Source organism: Streptomyces sp. NPDC056628 (genome assembly GCF_042792555.1).
In the GTDB taxonomy this organism is placed as follows: Bacteria; Actinomycetota; Actinomycetes; order Streptomycetales; family Streptomycetaceae; genus Streptomyces.
The window spans coordinates 250,134-269,170 of the sequence record NZ_JBHTWG010000005.1 but is presented as its reverse complement, the minus strand read 5'-3'; the positions used below and the strand labels follow the sequence as shown (position 1 = coordinate 269,170).

15 protein-coding genes are annotated in these 19,037 nt (G+C 71.4%); 8 read left to right on the top strand and 7 right to left on the bottom strand.

What is annotated here, in order from left to right; all coding sequences use genetic code 11:
• Positions 1-19 precede the first annotated feature (19 nt).
• Complete coding sequence (gene lon, locus ACFRAC_RS10445) at positions 20-2,443, bottom strand: endopeptidase La (protein WP_382923164.1); 2,424 nt, start codon at positions 2,441-2,443, stop codon at positions 20-22.
• Positions 2,444-2,581: 138 nt separating this feature from the next.
• Here lon and ACFRAC_RS10440 point away from each other — a divergent pair, with 138 nt between their 5' ends.
• The 4 genes from ACFRAC_RS10440 (at position 2,582) to ACFRAC_RS10425 (ending at position 9,281) form a co-directional block, all read left to right on the top strand.
• The gene (locus tag ACFRAC_RS10440) at positions 2,582-3,259 is read left to right on the top strand and encodes a spermidine synthase (RefSeq protein WP_382923162.1); all 678 of its coding nucleotides are present in this window, start codon (positions 2,582-2,584) and stop codon (positions 3,257-3,259) included.
• Positions 3,260-3,391: 132 nt separating this feature from the next.
• Positions 3,392-4,129 (top strand): response regulator transcription factor, encoded by a 738-nt coding sequence (locus ACFRAC_RS10435; RefSeq protein ID WP_361344726.1) that lies wholly within the window; start codon positions 3,392-3,394, stop codon positions 4,127-4,129.
• A complete protein-coding gene (locus tag ACFRAC_RS10430) occupies positions 4,126-5,232 on the top strand; it encodes a sensor histidine kinase (RefSeq protein WP_382923160.1) in 1,107 nt (368 codons plus the stop codon). Before ACFRAC_RS10435 ends, ACFRAC_RS10430 begins: the two co-directional genes overlap by 4 nt.
• Before the next feature lie 290 nt (positions 5,233-5,522).
• Positions 5,523-9,281, top strand: a complete 3,759-nt coding sequence (locus tag ACFRAC_RS10425; RefSeq protein ID WP_382923158.1) for a multifunctional oxoglutarate decarboxylase/oxoglutarate dehydrogenase thiamine pyrophosphate-binding subunit/dihydrolipoyllysine-residue succinyltransferase subunit — start codon at positions 5,523-5,525, stop codon at positions 9,279-9,281.
• Between the two features lie 269 nt (positions 9,282-9,550).
• Here ACFRAC_RS10425 and ACFRAC_RS10420 read toward each other — a convergent pair whose 3' ends face one another.
• Positions 9,551-10,540: a hypothetical protein gene (locus ACFRAC_RS10420; protein WP_382923156.1), complete on the bottom strand. Its 990-nt coding sequence runs from the start codon at positions 10,538-10,540 to the stop codon at positions 9,551-9,553.
• A gap of 135 nt (positions 10,541-10,675) precedes the next feature.
• On the opposite strand from ACFRAC_RS10420, the gene ACFRAC_RS10415 reads away from it, so the two are divergent.
• A complete protein-coding gene (locus tag ACFRAC_RS10415; RefSeq protein WP_382923154.1) occupies positions 10,676-10,858 on the top strand; it encodes a DUF6104 family protein in 183 nt (60 codons plus the stop codon).
• Positions 10,859-10,905: 47 nt separating this feature from the next.
• Here ACFRAC_RS10415 and ACFRAC_RS10410 read toward each other — a convergent pair whose 3' ends face one another.
• Positions 10,906-11,751 carry a hypothetical protein gene (locus ACFRAC_RS10410; RefSeq protein WP_382923152.1) on the bottom strand — a complete coding sequence of 282 codons (846 nt, stop codon included), beginning with the start codon at positions 11,749-11,751 and terminating at the stop codon, positions 10,906-10,908.
• A gap of 169 nt (positions 11,752-11,920) precedes the next feature.
• On the opposite strand from ACFRAC_RS10410, the gene ACFRAC_RS10405 reads away from it, so the two are divergent.
• The gene (locus ACFRAC_RS10405; RefSeq protein WP_382923150.1) at positions 11,921-12,910 is read left to right on the top strand and encodes a DUF4097 domain-containing protein; all 990 of its coding nucleotides are present in this window, start codon (positions 11,921-11,923) and stop codon (positions 12,908-12,910) included.
• 1 nt (position 12,911) lies between these two features.
• Positions 12,912-14,012, top strand: coding sequence for a helix-turn-helix transcriptional regulator (locus tag ACFRAC_RS10400; RefSeq protein WP_382923148.1), 1,101 nt, complete (start codon positions 12,912-12,914; stop codon positions 14,010-14,012).
• 63 nt (positions 14,013-14,075) lie between these two features.
• Here the strand turns inward: ACFRAC_RS10400 and ACFRAC_RS10395 are convergent, their stop codons facing one another.
• The 4 genes from ACFRAC_RS10395 to ACFRAC_RS10380 all read right to left on the bottom strand — a co-directional run bounded on the left by ACFRAC_RS10395 (position 14,076) and on the right by ACFRAC_RS10380 (position 17,404).
• Positions 14,076-14,639, bottom strand: a complete 564-nt coding sequence (locus ACFRAC_RS10395) for a Clp protease N-terminal domain-containing protein (protein WP_382923146.1) — start codon at positions 14,637-14,639, stop codon at positions 14,076-14,078.
• The gene (locus tag ACFRAC_RS10390) at positions 14,639-14,848 is read right to left on the bottom strand and encodes a helix-turn-helix domain-containing protein (RefSeq protein ID WP_003997975.1); all 210 of its coding nucleotides are present in this window, start codon (positions 14,846-14,848) and stop codon (positions 14,639-14,641) included. Before ACFRAC_RS10390 ends, ACFRAC_RS10395 begins: the two co-directional genes overlap by 1 nt.
• A gap of 116 nt (positions 14,849-14,964) precedes the next feature.
• A complete protein-coding gene (locus tag ACFRAC_RS10385) occupies positions 14,965-15,927 on the bottom strand; it encodes a zinc-binding dehydrogenase (RefSeq protein WP_382923143.1) in 963 nt (320 codons plus the stop codon).
• 253 nt (positions 15,928-16,180) lie between these two features.
• The gene (locus tag ACFRAC_RS10380) at positions 16,181-17,404 is read right to left on the bottom strand and encodes an NADP-dependent malic enzyme (protein ID WP_382923141.1); all 1,224 of its coding nucleotides are present in this window, start codon (positions 17,402-17,404) and stop codon (positions 16,181-16,183) included.
• A gap of 660 nt (positions 17,405-18,064) precedes the next feature.
• Between ACFRAC_RS10380 and ACFRAC_RS10375 the strand changes: the two genes are divergently transcribed.
• Complete coding sequence (locus ACFRAC_RS10375) at positions 18,065-19,018, top strand: ABC transporter substrate-binding protein (RefSeq protein ID WP_382923139.1); 954 nt, start codon at positions 18,065-18,067, stop codon at positions 19,016-19,018.
• Positions 19,019-19,037 lie beyond the last annotated feature (19 nt).

Below are 19,037 nucleotides of genomic sequence, written 5' to 3'. Positions count from 1 at the left end.
CCCTGTCCGGCGGCGTCCGTCACGCCGCCGCCGGAACCTCCCGGGCCGCGTCGCTGGTGGCCGGCGACAGGGCCAGTTCCAGGACCTGGCGGACGTCGGTCACGGCGTGGACGTCGAGCTTGTCCAGCACCTCGGCCGGGACGTCGTCCAGGTCGGGCTCGTTGCGCTTGGGGATGATCACGGTCGTGACCCCCGCGCGGTGCGCGGCGAGCAGCTTCTGCTTCACGCCGCCGATCGGCAGCACCCGGCCGGTCAGCGAGACCTCACCGGTCATCGCCACGTCCGTGCGGACCAGCCGGCCGGACAGCAGCGAGGCCAGCGCCGTCGTCATCGTGACGCCCGCGCTCGGGCCGTCCTTGGGCACCGCGCCCGCCGGGAAGTGGATGTGCACGCCCCGGTCCTTGAGGTCGGCGACGGGCAGCTCCAGCTCGGCGCCGTGCGAGCGCAGGAACGACAGGGCGATCTGCGCGCTCTCCTTCATCACGTCACCCAGCTGGCCGGTCAGCGTCAGGCCCGCCGCGCCCGTCTCCGGGTCGGCCAGCGACGCCTCGACGAACAGGACGTCACCGCCCGCTCCGGTCACCGCGAGGCCGGTCGCCACGCCCGGCACCGCCGTACGGCGCTCGGCCGGGTCCTGGGCCGACTCGGGCACGTGGTGCGGCCGGCCGATCAGCCCGCGCAGCTCGTCCTCGGCGACGGTGAACGGCAGCTTCCGCTCGCCCAGTTCGTGCTGGGCCGCCACCTTGCGCAGCAGCCGCGCGATGGACCGCTCCAGGGTGCGCACGCCCGCCTCGCGGGTGTACTCGCCGGCGAGCTTGCGCAGTGCGCCCTCGTCGATGGTGACCTCGTCCGCGTTCAGTCCCGCCCGCTCCAGCTGGCGCGGGAGCAGGTGGTCGCGCGCGATGACGACCTTCTCGTCCTCGGTGTAGCCGTCGAGGCGGACCAGCTCCATACGGTCGAGCAGGGCCTCCGGGATGGCCTCCAGGACGTTGGCGGTGGCCAGGAACACCACGTCGGACAGGTCGAGCTCGACCTCCAGGTAGTGGTCGCGGAAGGTGTGGTTCTGCGCCGGGTCCAGGACCTCCAGGAGGGCCGCGGCCGGGTCGCCGCGGAAGTCGGAGCCGACCTTGTCGATCTCGTCGAGCAGGACCACCGGGTTCATCGACCCGGCCTCCTTGATCGCCCGCACGATCCGTCCGGGCAGCGCCCCGACGTAGGTACGGCGGTGACCGCGGATCTCGGCCTCGTCGCGCACACCGCCGAGGGCGACGCGCACGAACTTGCGGCCCATCGCGTGGGCGACGGACTCACCCAGCGAGGTCTTGCCGACGCCGGGCGGGCCGACGAGCGCCAGCACGGCACCGCCGCGCCGGCCGCCCACGACGCCCAGCCCCCGGTCGGCGCGGCGCTTGCGCACCGCCAGGTACTCGGTGATCCGCTCCTTCACGTCCTCCAGGCCGGCGTGCTCGGCGTCGAGCACGTCCTGGGCGCCCTGGATGTCGTAGGCGTCCTCGGTGCGCTCGTTCCACGGCAGCTCCAGGACGGTGTCCAGCCAGGTGCGGATCCAGGAGCCCTCGGGCGACTGGTCGCTCGCGCGCTCCAGCTTGTCGACCTCCTTGAGCGCGGCCTCGCGGACCTTCTCCGGCAGGTCGGCCGCTTCGACGCGGGCGCGGTAGTCGTCGGACTCCTCGGCGGGGTCCTTGCCTGCCTCGCCGTTCAGCTCGCGCAGCTCCTTGCGGACGGCCTCCAGCTGGCGGCGCAGCAGGAACTCGCGCTGCTGCTTGTCGACGCCCTCCTGGACGTCCTTGGCGATGGTCTCGGCCACGTCCTGCTCGGCGAGGTGGTCGCGCAGCTGCTGCGTGGCGATCTTCAGCCGGGCCACCGGGTCGGCGGTCTCCAGCAGCTCGACCTTCTGCTCGGTGGTCAGGAAGGGCGAGTACCCGGAGTTGTCGGCGAGCTGCGAGACGTCGTCGATGGCCTGCACACGGTCCACGACCTGCCAGGCGCCGCGCTTGCGCAGCCAGGCGGTGGCGAGGGCCTTGTACTCCTTCACCAGCTCCGCCACCTGTCCGGGCAGCGGCTCGGGCACGCTCTGGTCGATGGACGTGCCCTCGACCCACAGCGCCGCACCCGGCCCGGTGGTGCCCGCGCCGATGCGCACGCGGCCGCGGCCGCGGATCAGGGCACCGGGATCACCGTCGGCCAGCCGGCCGACCTGCTCCACGGTGCCGAGCACCCCGGTGCTCGCGTAGGTGCCGTCGATGCGCGGCACCAGCAGCACCCGGGGCTTGCCGGGTGTGGACCGCGCGGCGGCCTGGGCGGCCTCCACGGCGGCGCGCACATCTGCGTCGTTCAAGTCCAGGGGGACCACCATCCCGGGCAGCACGACCTCGTCGTCGAGCGGCAGCACGGGCAGGGTGAGCGAAGTGGACGTCGAAGCCATGATCTCCCCTTAGGCAGTCAAGTTGAGTTACGCCGACTCAATGCTTGACCGGGCCCGATTGTTCCCGGGCCTGTGACGCGTTCGCTGACAGCGATCGACCGGCTCCGCGGTGCCCCTCCCGCCTGGCAGGATGGCCCGGTGCCCACTTCGTACGACACCCCTGTGGTCCTGGACCGTCGCGAAGGCCTCCACGGGGAGGTGGTGCTGCGGCGGCACGGCGACCTGCTCCAGATCATCGCCAACGGCTGCTTCCTGATGGACACCTCCGACGGCCGCTCCGAGCGGCTGCTGGTCGACGCGGCGCTCGACGCGCTGGGCGACCGTTCACGGCCGCACATCCTGATCGGCGGGCTCGGCGTGGGGTTCTCGCTCGCACACGCCGCGGCCGACCCGCGGCCAGGGCGGATCACCGTCGCGGAGCGGGAGCGCGCGATCATCGACTGGCATCTCGGCGGACCGCTCTCCGGTCTTTCCGCGGCGGCGCTCACCGACCCGCGGACGTCGATCCTGGAGACCGATCTCGTCACCCATGTGTATGAGACATCCGCCACGTACGACGCGCTCTGCCTCGATATCGACAACGGGCCCGGATGGACCGTCACCGAGGACAACGAGAGCCTGTACTCGCCGGACGGACTGGCCGCCTGCGCAAGGGCGTTGACACCGGGTGGGGTGCTGGCCGTATGGTCCGCGCAGCCCTCCCCGGAATTCGAAGAAACCTTGCGCAATGCCGGATTCCAGCAGGTGCGTACCGAAGAGATCCCCGTTGCCCGGGGCGTTCCGGACGTCGTACACCTCGCCGTCCGACCTGGATAGCCCTGGCACGGTGACTCCCCGTACTCTGCTTCCCTGACGCGGATCATTCAAGCGTCAATCGCAAGCATGCGCAGGCACAGCCAGTAAGCGGAATCACCCCACGGATTCCGGAAAGCAACTTTGGGGCGGGCGATGGAGCAGACACACACCTCCCACAACGGCACGGCGGCGACCCCTGGCGCACAGCGCCGGGTCCTGGTGGTCGAGGACGATCCGACCATCGTGGACGCCATCGCGGCCCGTCTGCGTGCCGAGGGATTCCTCGTGCAGACCGCGGGAGACGGCCCGGCGGCCGTCGACACGGCCGAGGCCTGGCAGCCCGACCTGCTGATCCTCGACATCATGCTGCCCGGCTTCGACGGCCTGGAGGTCTGCCGTCGGGTCCAGGCCCAGCGTCCGGTGCCGGTGATGATGCTGACCGCGCGCGACGACGAGACCGACATGCTGGTCGGGCTCGGCGTCGGCGCCGACGACTACATGACCAAGCCGTTCTCCATGCGGGAGCTGGCGGCACGCGTGCACGTGCTGCTGCGCCGCGTCGAGCGCGCCGCCCTCGCGGCCACCACGCCGCGCTCGGGCATCCTGCGCCTCGGCGAGCTGGAGATCGACCACGCGCAGCGGCGGGTGCGGGTGCGCAGCGAGGACGTGCACCTCACCCCGACCGAGTTCGACCTGCTGGTGTGCCTGGCGAACACCCCGCGCGCGGTCCTCTCGCGCGAGCAGCTGCTCGCCGAGGTGTGGGACTGGGCGGACGCCTCCGGCACCCGGACCGTCGACAGCCACATCAAGGCCCTGCGGCGCAAGATCGGGGCCGAGCGCATCCGCACCGTGCACGGCGTGGGCTACGCCCTGGAGACGCCGGCGCCATGAGCGACGGTCCGGCCGCGCGGAGAGGCCCCGGGGAGCCCTGGGGCGGCGTTCGCCCGTTCTCGATCAAGACCAAGCTGGGCGCACTCGTCGTCATCGCGGTCCTGATCACCACCGGACTGTCGATGATCGCGGTGCGCACCCAGACGGAGCTGCGCTTCATCACGGTCTTCTCGATGATCGCCACCCTGCTCATCACGCAGTTCGTGGCGCATTCGCTCACCGCGCCGCTGGACGAGATGAACACGGTGGCCCGGTCCATCTCCCAGGGGGACTACACGCGCCGGGTCAGCGAGAGCCGGCGCGACGAGCTGGGCGACCTGGCCGGGACGATCAACCTCATGGCCGACGAGCTGGAGGCCCAGGACCAGCAGCGCAAGGAGCTCGTGGCGAACGTCTCGCACGAGCTGCGCACCCCGATCGCGGGTCTGCGGGCCGTCCTGGAGAACGTGGTCGACGGCATCGCCGAGGCCGACCCGGAGACGATGCGCACGGCGCTGAAGCAGACCGAGCGCCTCGGACGGCTCGTGGAGACGCTGCTCGACCTGTCCCGCCTGGACAACGGCGTCGTCCCGCTGCGGATGCGGCGCTTCGAGGTGTGGCCCTATCTGTCCGGGGTGCTGAAGGAGGCCAACATGGTCGCCTCCGCGCGCGCGGGCATGACCTCGGGCTCCGGGAGCCACACCCGCACCGACGTGCATCTGCACCTCGACGTGTCGCCGCCGGAGCTGACCGCGCACGCCGACCCCGAGCGCATCCACCAGGTCGTCGCCAACCTCATCGACAACGCGATCAAGCACAGCCCGCCGCACGGCCGGGTCACGGTCAAGGCGCGGCGCGGGCCGTACCCGGAGTCGCTGGAGCTGGAGGTCCTGGACGAGGGTCCGGGCATCCCGCGCTCGGACTGGCACCGGGTCTTCGAGCGGTTCAACCGGGGCGCGGTGAGCCGGCCGCACGGGCCGGGCAGCGACGGCGGCACGGGACTGGGGCTGGCGATCGCGCGCTGGGCGGTGGATCTGCACGGCGGCCGGATCGGTGTGGCCGAATCGGATCGCGGTTGCCGGATTCTTGTCACACTTCCGGGGCAGCCGTCTGTGCAAAGTTGACGTAAAGTTCGAAGCGGAGCGTCAAGATCCACACGCGTCGTGCCTGACAGACGCTGTGATCAGGTACAGACCTGCGCCGCAGCCGCGTCAGGTCGCGGCTGCGCCATCCCCTTTGCGGGCCACTGAAGCGGAACCACGCTTGTTTCCCGCCATTTCTGAGCCCGAAACACGCTGTCCGATGTGACTTACACGACGTTGCCCATGCCCGGCCTGACCTTCCCGGCCGGGGAGGCGTAGCCTTAATTCCCGCTGTCCATCACCTTGTGAAGCGGAAGAGGGCGGTTCTCGCCGTGGCGCCACAGTCCCCCAGTAACGCATCGAGCATCTCGACCGACGCTGACCAAGCGGGCAAGAACCCCGCTGCCGCGTTCGGCGCCAATGAGTGGCTCGTCGACGAGATCTATCAGCAGTACCTCCAGGACCCGAATTCGGTAGACCGTGCCTGGTGGGACTTCTTCGCCGACTACAAGCCGGGGGCTGCCGCCGCCCCGGCTGCGGCGGGTACCGCGGCCGCGGGGGCCGCGGAGACCCCCGCGCCGGTCCCGGCGCCCGCCCCGGCCGAGAAGCCGGCTCCGGCCAAGGCCGCCGCGCCCGCCGCTCCGGCGGCTCCGGCGGCGAAGCCCGCCCCGGCCGCGAAGCCCGCCCAGGCGAAGAAGGCCGAGCCCGCCGCCGCCTCCGCGGCCGGCCCCGAGTTCGTGACGCTGCGCGGCCCCTCCGCCGCCGTCGCGAAGAACATGAACGCCTCGCTGGAACTGCCGACCGCCACCTCGGTCCGCGCGGTCCCGGTGAAGCTGCTGTTCGACAACCGCATCGTCATCAACAACCACCTCAAGCGGGCCCGGGGCGGGAAGATCTCCTTCACGCACCTGATCGGCTACGCGATGGTGCAGGCCATCAAGGCCATGCCGTCGATGAACTACTCCTTCGCGGAGAAGGACGGCAAGCCGACCCTGGTCAAGCCGGACCACGTCAACCTCGGCCTCGCCATCGACCTGGTCAAGCCCAACGGCGACCGCCAGCTCGTCGTCGCGGCGATCAAGAAGGCCGAGACGCTGAACTTCTTCGAGTTCTGGCAGGCCTACGAGGACATCGTCCGCCGCGCCCGCGAGGGCAAGCTGACGATGGACGACTTCACCGGGGTCACGGTCTCCCTGACCAACCCCGGCGGCCTCGGCACCGTGCACTCCGTGCCGCGTCTGATGCCCGGCCAGGCGGTGATCATGGGCGTCGGCTCCATGGACTACCCGGCGGAGTTCCAGGGCACCTCGCAGGACACCCTGAACAAGCTCGGCATCTCCAAGGTCATGACGCTCACGTCGACCTACGACCACCGGGTCATCCAGGGCGCCGCCTCCGGCGAGTTCCTGCGCCAGGTCGCCAACCTCCTGCTCGGCGAGAACGGCTTCTACGACGACATCTTCGAGGCCCTGCGCATCCCCTACGAGCCGGTCCGCTGGCTCAAGGACATCGACGCCAGCCACGACGACGACGTCACCAAGGCCGCCCGGGTCTTCGAGCTGATCCACTCCTACCGGGTCCGGGGCCACGTCATGGCCGACACCGACCCGCTGGAGTACCGCCAGCGCAAGCACCCCGACCTCGACATCACCGAGCACGGACTCACCCTGTGGGACCTGGAGCGCGAGTTCGCCGTCGGCGGCTTCTCCGGCAAGTCCCTGATGAAGCTGCGCGACATCCTCGGCGTGCTGCGCGACTCGTACTGCCGCACCACCGGCATCGAGTTCATGCACATCCAGGACCCCAAGCAGCGCAAGTGGATCCAGGACCGCATCGAGCGCCCGCACACCAAGCCGGAGCGCGAGGAGCAGCTGCGCATCCTGCGCCGGCTGAACGCCGCGGAGGCCTTCGAGACCTTCCTGCAGACCAAGTACGTCGGCCAGAAGCGCTTCTCGCTGGAGGGCGGCGAGTCCGTCATCCCGCTGCTGGACGCGGTCATCGACTCGGCGGCCGAGTCCCGCCTGGACGAGGTCGTCATCGGCATGGCCCACCGCGGCCGGCTGAACGTCCTGGCCAACATCGTCGGCAAGTCGTACGCGCAGATCTTCCGCGAGTTCGAGGGCAACCTCGACCCGAAGTCGATGCACGGCTCCGGCGACGTGAAGTACCACCTGGGCGCCGAGGGCACCTTCACCGGCCTGGACGGCGAGCAGATCAAGGTCTCGCTCACCGCCAACCCCTCGCACCTGGAGGCGGTCGACCCGGTCCTGGAGGGCGTCGCCCGCGCCAAGCAGGACATCATCAACAAGGGCGGCACGGACTTCACCGTCCTGCCGATCGCCCTGCACGGCGACGCGGCCTTCGCGGGCCAGGGTGTCGTGGCCGAGACCCTGAACATGTCGCAGCTGCGCGGCTACCGCACCGGCGGCACCGTCCACGTGGTCATCAACAACCAGGTCGGCTTCACCGCGGCCCCCGAGTCCTCGCGTTCCTCCATGTACGCGACGGACGTGGCCCGCATGATCGAGGCCCCGATCTTCCACGTGAACGGCGACGACCCCGAGGCGGTCGTGCGCGTCGCGCGGCTCGCCTTCGAGTTCCGTCAGGCGTTCAACAAGGACGTCGTGATCGACCTCATCTGCTACCGCCGCCGCGGTCACAACGAGTCGGACAACCCGGCCTTCACCCAGCCGCTGATGTACGACCTGATCGACAAGAAGCGCTCGGTGCGCAAGCTCTACACCGAGTCCCTGATCGGTCGCGGCGACATCACCCTGGAAGAGGCCGAGCAGGCCCTGCAGGACTACCAGGGCCAGCTGGAGAAGGTCTTCACGGAGGTCCGCGAGGCCACCTCGCAGCCGTCGACGGTCTCGCCCTCGGAGCCGCAGGCCGAGTTCCCGGTCGCCGTGAACACCGCGGTGACCACGGAGGTCGTCAAGCGGATCGCCGAGTCCCAGGTCAACATCCCCGACCACATCACCGTCCACCCGCGTCTGCTGCCGCAGCTCCAGCGCCGGGCGTCGATGGTCGAGGACGGCACCATCGACTGGGGCATGGGCGAGACCCTCGCGGTCGGCTCCCTCCTGCTGGAGGGCGTCCCGGTCCGGCTGGCCGGCCAGGACTCGCAGCGCGGCACCTTCGGCCAGCGCCACGCGGTGATCATCGACCGTGAGACGGGCGAGGAGTACACGCCGCTGCAGTACCTCTCCGAGGACCAGGCGCGGCTGAACGTCTACAACTCCCTGCTCTCCGAGTACGCGGCGATGGGCTTCGAGTACGGCTACTCGCTGGCCCGCCCCGAGGCGCTCGTGATGTGGGAGGCGCAGTTCGGCGACTTCGTCAACGGCGCCCAGACGGTCGTGGACGAGTTCATCTCCTCGGCCGAGCAGAAGTGGGCCCAGACGTCCGGCGTCGTCCTGCTCCTGCCGCACGGCTACGAGGGCCAGGGCCCGGACCACTCCTCGGCCCGCCCGGAGCGCTTCCTCCAGATGTGCGCGCAGAACAACATGACGGTCGCCATGCCGACGTCGCCGTCGAACTACTTCCACCTCCTGCGGTGGCAGGTGCACAACCCGCACCACAAGCCGCTGGTCGTCTTCACCCCGAAGTCGATGCTGCGCCTGAAGGCCGCCGCGTCGAAGGCGGAGGAGTTCACCACCGGCCAGTTCCAGCCGGTCATCGGCGACGCGTCGGTCGACCCGGCCGCCGTCAAGAAGGTCGTCTTCTGCGCCGGCAAGGTCTACTACGACCTGGAGGCCGAGCGGAAGAAGCGCGGCGTCACGGACACGGCGATCATCCGCATCGAGCGCCTGTACCCGCTGCCGGGTGCCGAGCTCCAGGCGGAGATCAAGAAGTACCCGAACGCCGAGAAGTACCTGTGGGCCCAGGAGGAGCCGGCGAACCAGGGTGCGTGGCCGTTCATCGCGCTCAACCTGATCGACCACCTGGACCTCGCGGTCGGCGCCGACGTCCCGCACGGCGAGCGCCTGCGCCGCATCTCGCGTCCGCACTCCTCGTCCCCGGCCGTCGGTTCCGCCAAGCGGCACCAGGCCGAGCAGGAGCAGCTGGTGCGTGAGGTGTTCGAGGCCTGATCCCGCGGATTTCCGCAGGAGAGCCCCGTACGGAAGGCCCGGCTCCGAGTCCCACCGACTCGGAGCCGGGCCTTCCGGCGTTCCTAGGGCCTTTCGTTTGGATCAGCCCGGCTGGGGCCGACGGGACATGGTGACGTGCCCGAGCGGGGTCTGGTGCGTGCAGCTGCAAGGCGGAGGAGGGAGTCGACGCGGAGCGTCGGCGAGTGACGACAACGCCGCAGATGCGCGTGCCAGGCCCCGCGACGCCGGGATGATCCAAACGAAAGGCCCTAGCTCAGGGCGGCGAGGAGATGGGCCAGGGCCCGTACGGTCGACCGGATCTCCAGCAGGTACGAGGTCGCGCCGGACGGGCGCCGGGCCGGCTCCGGCGCCCGCGACGGTTCGATGCCGACCGTGTCCACCTCCACGGCGAAGGGCAGCTGGAGCATCCGTACGGCGGTGGCGTGCTGGGCGGGGACGTGGAGCGCGGTCGTCACCAGCAGCAGCCGCTCCCCGGGCTCCGGTTCGGCGATCCGCTCGGCGAAGAAGGCGTAGCTGTCCGCGGTGTCCGCGCGGCGCCGCTCCGGCTCGCTCGACGGGGCGGCGACCACCCGGACGGGGAGCCGGCCGGGCGTGCGGTACGTGCGTACGGCCCAGGTGCCGCCGGGCAGTTCGGAGTGCTCACCCGCCACGGACTCCGGCGTCTGCAGGCCGAAGGCGCGGCGTGTGCCGAAGTCCAGCGCCTCGTACTCCTCAGCGAGTTCGGGTGCCCCGGCGAGCGCCGCGAGCTCGAACTCGTCGCCCAGGAAAGGGCGGTGGCCGCCGAGAGCGGTGACGGAGCCGGCCGTCACCCGCCCGGTGCGGATCAGCTGGGCGGCGTACGCCGTGCGTGCCAGGCAGGCCCGGATGAGGCCGCCCAGCACCAGGACGTGCTCGTAGTGGCCGTAGCGCAGGCGGGTGCCGCCGCACAGGCCGAGCGCCTCGGCCGCGGCCCGTACGAGCTGCCGCTGCTCGGGCCGCACGGGCAGGTCGTCGGCCAGGTTGCGCTCCCTGCCCCGCCGGGTGTCCCAGCGCCGGGTGAACACGTCGAGCCGGGCCAGCCGCTCCGCGGCGTCGCCTTTCCCGGCCGCGAGGTCGCGGGCCAGCTCGTGGTCCTGGTCGGTGCGGGCGAACGCCTCGACCAGCGCGCGCACCGGCGGGGAGGCCAGCCAGAACTCGATGTCCGCGGCCGGGTCGACTCCCGTGCCGACGAGGGGGACCGGTTCGAAGTGGGTACTCATGTCGTTCCGTCTCCGTGGGGGTGGGTCTACCGCGCGCCGTCCCGAGAACTGCCGGGAGGGGGGCGGGGTCACGGAGCCGGCCCGGGGGCCCCGGCCCGGCACGCAGCCGTGGCGGACAGGACATATCCTCACTGCATGTACTTCACCGACCGAGGCATCGAAGAGCTGGATAAGCGGCGTGGTGAGGAGGAGATCACCTTCGAGTGGCTGGCCGAGCAGCTGCGCACCTTCGTCGATCTGAACCCCGACTTCGAGGTGCCGGTGGAGCGGCTGGCGACGTGGCTGGCCCGGCTGGACGAGCAGGACGACGACATCTGACCAGGGACGGCGCCCCCGGGTCGGTGCCCCGCTGAGGGCGCGGGCGTTCAGTCCGGCGGCCGGACCGGCGCGCCGGCCAGGCCGAGCGTGCCGTGGGCCAGCAGGAGCGCGCCCGCCGTCGTCCAGCCGCCGCTGCGGCGGTGCAAACCCCAGGCCGTGAGGGGCAGACCGGCCGCGATCTGGGCCACGGAGAGCACACTGCCCCACGGTGCGGCGGCCCAGGCCGGCCAGGGGCCGGGACGGTCCTCCCGCGTCCCGCGCCGGTCCGCCCCGTCGCCCTCGGACCGGCTCACGCCCTGCGCCAGGCGGGTGTGGGGCCCCTCGCGCACGGCGGCACGCAGCCGCTCCGCGCTGTCGCCGGGAGCGAGGCCGCCGGGCAGGTCCACGCCCGCGCGCCGGAGGACGGCGAGCAGGCCCCGCAGGCGGGCGCGCGCGTCGGACGCCGGGTCGGGGCGGGTCAGTTCGTCGAGGGACCGCACGTCGAGAACCGGGTCGAGGCCGAGGCGCCCGGCGAAGGTGTGCATGGCCTCCTCCACGCCCGCCGGGGTGCCGTTGGCGAGCCACTCGTAGCCGACCGGGCGGCGGAAGCCCGAGGCGAGGGAGTACCCGGCGCGTTCGGTGTCCCACCATAGGGCGAGCACGGGCCACGGGGCGCCGACGGCGAGGGCGAGGGCCCAGCCGGAGAGGACGCGGTCGATCGGCTCGCCGCCCTCCTGCCAGGGCCTGCCCTCGGGCAGGAGGACGCTCCACCCGTCGCCGGCCGGCGCGAGCAGCATGTCCTCGCGCAGCAGGCGGGCCACGGGCGCGACGGAATCGGGTTCCGCCCGGCACAGGAGCAGGGCGCCCGGGGCCGGCTGGGCCTCGCGGGCGGACCGGGACTGTTCCGTCGACATGCCCCCACGCTAGGCCGGTTTGCCCGGTCAGCGGGATTTGTGATCACCAGAACGAGTGCCTTGACTTTCCCCGGCCGCGATATATCGTGTTTTGGAGAAGACGCGATATGGCGTGTCGTGTTCGGGTCCGGCCCGTGAGCCGCGCCCGGTCAGCCAGGAGGTCCGCACCATGCCCGAGTGGTCCGTCACGGAGCCCAGGAAACTCACCTTCGAGGAGCCGGTGCGGGACCTGCACGTCCGCATCGTCAACGGCACGGTGAACGTGGTGGGCACCGAGGAGGGTTCCGCCCGCCTGGAGGTCTCCGAGCTGGAGGGCCCACCCCTGGTGGTGACCCAGCAGCGCGGCACCCTGACCGTCGCCTACGAGGACCTGCCCTGGAAGGGATTCCTCAAGTGGCTGGACCGCAAGGGCTGGCGCCGCAGCGCGGTGGTCTCCCTGGCGGTGCCGGCCGGCACCCGCGTCGAGGTGGGCGTGGTCGGCGCGAGCGCGTTCGTCTCGGGGCTGCGGGGGCCGTCCGTGATCAAGGGCGTCACCGGCGACACCACGCTCGTCGGCCTGTCCGGCCCGGTCCGCGCGGACACCGTCTCCGGGAACCTGGAGGCGCAGGCCGTCACCGGTGACCTGCGCTTCAACTCGGTCTCCGGCGATCTGACGGTCGTCGAGGGGGCCGGCTCGTCCGTGAAGGCCGACTCGGTCAGCGGGTCCATGATCGTCGACCTCGATCCGGAGGGCCCGACGGACGTCCGGCTGACCAGTGTCTCCGGCGAGATCGCGATACGGCTGCCCGCCCCGGCGGACGCGGACGTCGAGGCCAACACGGCGAGCGGCACCATCTCCAACGCCTTCGACGACCTGCGGGTGCACGGCCAGTGGGGTGCCCACAAGATCACCGGACGGCTGGGCGCCGGCACCGGCAAGCTCCGGGCGACGACGGTCTCCGGCTCGATCGCCCTGCTGCGCCGCCCGCCACGGGAGGAGGAGTCCTGGGAGGGACGGACCGGCGGGGAGCCGGGCTCCACCCCGGGTGCGGCGCCGGGCCCGGTGGACGGCCCCGCGGGCGGGGCGGGGGACAATTCCCTCTCCGGCCCGGGCGACGTCCCGTCCGACACCCCCCCACCCCGCCCGGCCGACGGCACGACCGACAAGAAGGTGCTCTGACATGCCCCCCGTCTTCGCCCACGGCCGCCTCCGCCTGTATCTGCTGAAGCTGCTGGACGAGGCGCCCCGCCACGGCTACGAGGTGATCCGCCTCCTGGAGGAGCGCTTCCAGGGGCTGTACGCGCCGTCCGCCGGCACCGTCTACCCGCGCCTGGCCAAGCTGGAGGCCGAGGGCCTGGTCACCCACACCACCGAGGGCGGCCGCAAGGTCTACGCCATCACGGACGCGGGCCGCGCCGAACTGGCCGACCGCAGCGGTGAACTGGCCGATCTGGAGCTGGAGATCCGGGAGTCGGTCGCCGAGCTGGCCGCCGAAATGCAGGCCGATGTGCGCGGGGCGGCCGGGGATCTGCGGCGTGAGATGCGGGCCGCCGCGTCCGAGGCCCGCAAGGGCGGCTCCCGGTCGGAGACCTCCTTCGGCGACTTCTCGGACGTCGCCGACAAGGAGGCGTGGCGGGCCGCCAAGGAGGAGATGCGCCGGGCCAAGCAGGAGTGGAAGGAGCAGGCCCGCCGCGCCAAGGACGAGAGCCGTCGCGCCCGCGAGGAGGCCCAGCGCGCCCGGCGCCAGGCCAAGGAGGCGCAGGACCGCGCCCGGGCCCAGGCCCAGGAGGAGGTCCAGCGCATCGCCCGCCGGGTCCAGGAGCAGGTGCAGGACCACTTCGCGCGCGGCGACTGGCCCACGGGGCTGCGCGAGGGCCTGACGGAACTCGCCAAGGAGTTCGGGGACTTCGGCAAGGGCTACGGCAAGGGGCTCGGCCGGGACTTCGGCTTCGGCCGCCAGGGCGCCTCCTCATCGGGGGCCGACCGTGCCGGGTCCTCCCCCGCCGCCGATTCCACACGGCCCCCCGAGTACTCCGGGCCCCCCGAGTACTCCGAGACCCCGGAGGACTTCCCGGCCGGCTACGAGCCCTCCTGGTCCCATGAGGCCGGCACCGGAGATCCGGTCCGCGACCTGGACCGTCTGCTCGACCGGTTCCGCGACGACATCCGCGACGCGGCCCGCGACCATGGCGTGACGCCGGATCAGTTCCGGGACGTCCGCCGCCACTTGTCGACCGCGGCCGCCCACATCGGGGCCCTGCTGCGCGCACCCAAGCCCTGAAGGAGCCGGGCGGTACGGCGGCCGTACCGCCCGGCCTCACGGGCGGGAGCGGGCGGCGGCTCCTCAGCCCGCCTTGGTCTCCGGGCCGCCGTACAGCACCCGGGTGACGGACTCATGGGTCACCCCGTGGTCGGCGAGGGCCTCGGCGGGCACCCCGGGGCGGCCGATCAGGGCCAGCAGCAGATGCTCGTCGCCGATGTGCCGGTCCCGCCGGCCGACGGCCACGCGCAGCGACCGCGTCAGCACGTCCTTGGCCTCCTTGCTGAACGGGCGGTGCCCCGACCACCCGGTCCTGCTCCTGCGGTCCCCGGCGAGCGCTCCGACACCGTGCGTCTCCTCGACCCGGGCGACGATCTCCGTGACGTCGATCCCGAGCCCGGCGAGCGCCTCGGTCTCGGCCTGCGACAGCCCGCCCCGCCGCCGGGCGTCGCCGAGCGCCCGGCGTACGGAGTCGACCCACTCCCCGCCGCCGAGCGCCGCCAGGGCGAACGACGCGCGGCTGCCCTCCCGGTCGAGCAGCGCGAGCAGCAGATGCTCGGCCCCGACGGCCGGCGCCTCGTCCCGCTCGGCGTGCTCCGCCGCGCCCGTCACCACCGCGCGGGCGTCCTTCGTGAACCGCTCGAACATCAACGCCTCCCGTACTTCTTGTGCACGGCCTGCCTGCTGACCCCGAGTTCCGCGGCGATCTCCTGCCACGACCACCCTTGGTTGCGCGCGCTGCGCACCTGCACCGCCTCCAGTTGCTCCAGCAGCCGTCGCAGTGCCGCGACGGCCCGCAGGCCCACACGTGGATCGCGATCTCCCGCCCGCTCGGCGAGATCCGTTGCCTCGGTCATGCTGTCAATATTGGTTGACAGATGCCGGCATGTCAACCCTGGTTGACATGCCGGAACGCGAACGGCGGGCCCGGAGTCAGGTCCGGACCCGCCGTGCACAACGCGACGCCGTGCGGTCAGTTGGTGAGCACGATCTTCCCGAACTGCTCGCCGGACGCCAGCCGCTCGAAGCCCTCACGGGCCCGGTCCATCGGAAGCACCTCGTCGATCACCGGGCGCACCCCGGTCGCGGCGCAGAAGGACAGCAGGTCCTCCAGCTCGTCCTTCGTGCCCATGGTTGATCCGACGACCTTCAGCTCCAGGAAGAAGATCCGGGTGAGCTCGGCGTGGGAGGGACGGTCGCCGCTGGTGGCACCGGAGATGACCAGCGTGCCGCCCGGCTTCAGCGACTTCACGGAATGCGACCAGGTGGCGGCGCCGACGGTCTCGATCACGGCGTCGACCCGCTGCGGCAGCCGCGCCCCCGACTCCACGGCCTCCACGGCGCCGAGCTCCAGGGCGCGCTTGCGCTTGGCCTCGTCCCGGCTGGTGGCGAAGACCCGCAGTCCCGCCGCCTTGCCGAGGACGATGGCGGCCGTGGCGACACCACCGCCGGCCCCCTGCACCAGCACCGAGTCCCCGGGCCGTACACCGGCGTTGGTGAACAGCATCCGGTACGCCGTCAGCCAGGCGGTGGGCAGGCAGGCGGCCTCCTCGAAGGAGAGCTCCTTGGGCTTGGGCAGGACGTTCCACGTCGGGACGGCGACCCGCTCGGCGAAGGTGCCCTGGTACCGCTCGGTGAGGATGGAGCGGGGCTCCCGGGGGCCGACCCCGTGCCCGCTCTGGCCGATGACGGAGTGAAGGACGACCTCGTTGCCGTCCTCGTCGACGCCCGCGGCGTCGCAGCCGAGGATCATCGGCAGCCGTTCCTCGGGGAGGCCCACACCCCGCAGGGACCAGAGGTCGTGATGGTTCAGGGAGGCGGCCCTGACGTCGATGGTGCTCCAGCCGGGGCGGGCCTCGGGGGCCGGGCGGTCCCCCAACTCCAGGCCGGAAAGCGGCTGGTCGCGGTCGATTCGGGCGGCGTAGACAGCGAACATGACCTTGACGATAGGCTCCGCGCCCGGCCGGCGGAACGGCGGGGCGTTGTGAGACACGCCCTCTTGCCAAGCCGCAGGACGTCCCGGTGGACCTTCCGCGTCCCCGGGGGCCGCTCCGCGCGGCACTCCGGTCCCGCGCTCCCCGCCCACCCGGACGGGCGAGCGGGCGGGTAAAAAGACGGCACCCACCGGCGAGTGGGCGCACAGGGGACGACCCCGCCCGGGGAGCCGGGCGGGGTCGTCCTGGGGCGGGTCAGCGGCGGGCGACGCCCTCGGCCCGCGCGGCGGCGGCGACGGCCGCGGTGACCGCGGGGGCCACCCGCTCGTCGAACGGGGACGGGATCACGTAGTCGGCGGCGAGGTCGTCACCGACGACACCGGCGAGTGCCTCGGCGGCGGCGATCTTCATGCCCTCGGTGATCCGGGAGGCCCGCACCTGGAGCGCCCCGGCGAAGATGCCGGGGAAGGCGAGGACGTTGTTGATCTGGTTCGGGAAGTCCGACCGGCCGGTGGCCACGACCGCCGCGTACTTGTGCGCGACGTCCGGGTGCACCTCGGGGTTCGGGTTGGCCATGGCGAACACGAACGAACCCTCCGCCATGGAGGCGACGGCCTCCTCGGGCACCGTGCCGCCGGAGACGCCGATGAAGACGTCCGCGCCGGCCAGCGCCGACTCCAGCGACCCGGTGAGGCCGGCCTTGTTGGTGAACCCGGCCAGCTCCCGCTTGACGTCCGTCAGGTCGGTCCGGTCGGCCGACACGACGCCCTTGCGGTCGGCCACCGCGACATCACCGATGCCGGACTCGACCAGCATCCGGGCGATGGCCACGCCCGCGGCCCCGGCGCCGGAGATGACGGCCCGCAGGTCCGCGAGCCCCTTGCCGGTCAGCCGCGCCGCGTTGCGCAGCGCCGCCAGCGTGACGACGGCCGTGCCGTGCTGGTCGTCATGGAAGATCGGGATGTCGAGCCGCTCCTGCAGCTTGCGCTCGATCTCGAAGCACCGGGGGGCCGAGATGTCCTCCAGGTTCACCCCGCCGAAGGACGGCGCGAGGCGCACCACGGTCTCGACGATCTCGTCGACGCCGGTGCAGTCGAGGGCGATCGGGACCGCGTCGACGCCTCCGAACTGCTTGAAAAGGATCGCCTTCCCCTCCATCACCGGGAGGGAGGCTTCGGGGCCGATGTCACCGAGCCCCAGCACGGCCGTGCCGTCGGTCACGACGGCGACGACGGACGACTTCCACGTGTAGTCGTTGACGAGGTCCGGCTGCTCGGCGATCGCGCTGCACACTTTCGCGACGCCGGGCGTGTACGCCAGGGACAGGTCGTCCTTGTCACGGACCGGCACGGTGGCCTGCACGGCCATCTTGCCGCCGCGGTGCAGGGCGAATGCCGGATCGAAGGAATCGAGGGGCTCGACCCCGCCGTCCTGATCGGTATTGCCCCCGCTGCGAGGATTGACGATCTCCGCTGCCACTTTGTCTGACCCCTTAGGTTTTCTGGTTGAGGGTGGGACCACTCCTGGTGAGAAGTGGGCGGGGACGCGTATGGCCCTGCTCGTTGATACGTACGACGTACGACGTACGGCCCATACGCGACGGGCGCGCCGCACACGCGCCCTGAGCCCCGGATGAGGGGTGTAAAGAACCTTCTTACCGGACGGACCGCGCCGCGACGAGTCCAATACGTGCAAGATCACATGACGCATGGGGAGACTTCCTCACCCATGGATACGAATCGGACACGACGCGAAGGTGCCACCGGTGTGAATCGTGCCGAAATGGCCGGACAATCAACACCAAACATCATGAAGGGTCGATGACCCTCACGCATTCCGCACACGACCGGCTCGTGTCCTGTGAAACGCCGAAGATCTTCCGGCCGGAAGGACGGATTCCCGTAAGAGGTGCGGTCAGGATGGACCGACCTGCGGCTGTTCGGGGGTAACCCGTTATCCGATTTTGACATGACGGGCGCCCTGAATGGCCCAGTCCGAATGGCAAGATGCCGTAATCACACAGGGTCGCGACACTCGAAGACGCGTGCTCCCGTCGCCCTGAGTACTCCAGGCGCCTGCCGGTCACCGGCAGGCGTCCGCCCCATCGGCAACTCCACCCATCCGCCGGAGGAACCCACCATGACCGCACGCACCACCCGTCGTACGACCGCCGCTCGCTCCCGGTTGGCAGTGGTCGGCTCGATCGCGGTCGCAGGCGCACTGATTCTCACCGGTTGCGGTGACCAGACCGACAGCAACGCGGACGGCTCCGGCTCGAAGAGCGCGGCGCCGCTCGCCGACAAGCTGCCGCAGGCGATCCGCGACAAGGGCGTCATCAAGGTCGGCTCGGACATCGCCTACGCCCCGGTCGAGTTCAAGGACGACTCCGGCAAGACGGTCGGCATCGACCCCGATCTGGCCGCCGCCATGGGCAAGCAGCTCGGTGTGACGTTCCAGTTCGAGAACGGCACCTTCGACAGCCTCATCACCGGTCTGCGCTCCAAGCGCTACGACATCGCCATGTCGGCGATGACGGACACGAAGGACCGCCAGGAGGGCATCGACTCGGACACCGGCAAGAAGGTCGGTGAGGGCGTCGACTTCGTCGACTACTTCACGGCCGGTGTCTCGATCTACACCCAGAAGGGCAAGAACACCGACATCAAGACCTGGTCGGACCTGTGCGGCAAGAAGATCGTCGTACAGCGCGGCACGGTCTCCGAGGACCTGGCCAAGGCCGAGGCCAAGAAGTGTTCCGGTGGCAAGACCATCAGCATCGAGGCCTTCGACAACGACCAGCAGGCCCAGACCCGCCTGCGCGCCGGTGGCGCCGCCGCCGGCTCGTCCGACTTCCCCGTCGCCGCGTACGCCGTGAAGACCTCCGGCGGCGGCAACGACTTCCAGCTGGTCGGCGAGCAGGTCGAGGCCGCCCCGTACGGCATCGCGGTCGCCAAGAACAACACCCAGCTGCGGGACGCCCTCAAGGCCGCCCTCGACGCTGTCATCAAGAACGGCGAGTACGGGAAGATCATCAAGAAGTGGGGCGTCGAGGACGGTGCGGTGAAGGAAGCCACCGTCAACGGCGGCAAGTGACCGCGCCGGACAGCGGGCA

Excerpts from the sequence above, each read along its gene's own strand:
- lon (WP_382923164.1), bottom strand. The coding sequence starts at position 2,443 with ATGGCTTCGACGTCCACTTCGCTCACCCTGCCCGTGCTGCCGCTCGAC.
- ACFRAC_RS10435 (WP_361344726.1), top strand. The coding sequence starts at position 3,392 with ATGGAGCAGACACACACCTCCCACAACGGCACGGCGGCGACCCCTGGC.
- ACFRAC_RS10430 (WP_382923160.1), top strand. The coding sequence starts at position 4,126 with ATGAGCGACGGTCCGGCCGCGCGGAGAGGCCCCGGGGAGCCCTGGGGC.
- ACFRAC_RS10420 (WP_382923156.1), bottom strand. The coding sequence starts at position 10,540 with ATGAGTACCCACTTCGAACCGGTCCCCCTCGTCGGCACGGGAGTCGAC.
- ACFRAC_RS10415 (WP_382923154.1), top strand. The coding sequence starts at position 10,676 with ATGTACTTCACCGACCGAGGCATCGAAGAGCTGGATAAGCGGCGTGGT.
- ACFRAC_RS10410 (WP_382923152.1), bottom strand. The coding sequence starts at position 11,751 with ATGTCGACGGAACAGTCCCGGTCCGCCCGCGAGGCCCAGCCGGCCCCG.
- ACFRAC_RS10405 (WP_382923150.1), top strand. The coding sequence starts at position 11,921 with ATGCCCGAGTGGTCCGTCACGGAGCCCAGGAAACTCACCTTCGAGGAG.
- ACFRAC_RS10400 (WP_382923148.1), top strand. The coding sequence starts at position 12,912 with ATGCCCCCCGTCTTCGCCCACGGCCGCCTCCGCCTGTATCTGCTGAAG.
- ACFRAC_RS10395 (WP_382923146.1), bottom strand. The coding sequence starts at position 14,639 with ATGTTCGAGCGGTTCACGAAGGACGCCCGCGCGGTGGTGACGGGCGCG.
- ACFRAC_RS10390 (WP_003997975.1), bottom strand. The coding sequence starts at position 14,848 with ATGACCGAGGCAACGGATCTCGCCGAGCGGGCGGGAGATCGCGATCCA.
- ACFRAC_RS10385 (WP_382923143.1), bottom strand. The coding sequence starts at position 15,927 with ATGTTCGCTGTCTACGCCGCCCGAATCGACCGCGACCAGCCGCTTTCC.
- ACFRAC_RS10375 (WP_382923139.1), top strand. The coding sequence starts at position 18,065 with ATGACCGCACGCACCACCCGTCGTACGACCGCCGCTCGCTCCCGGTTG.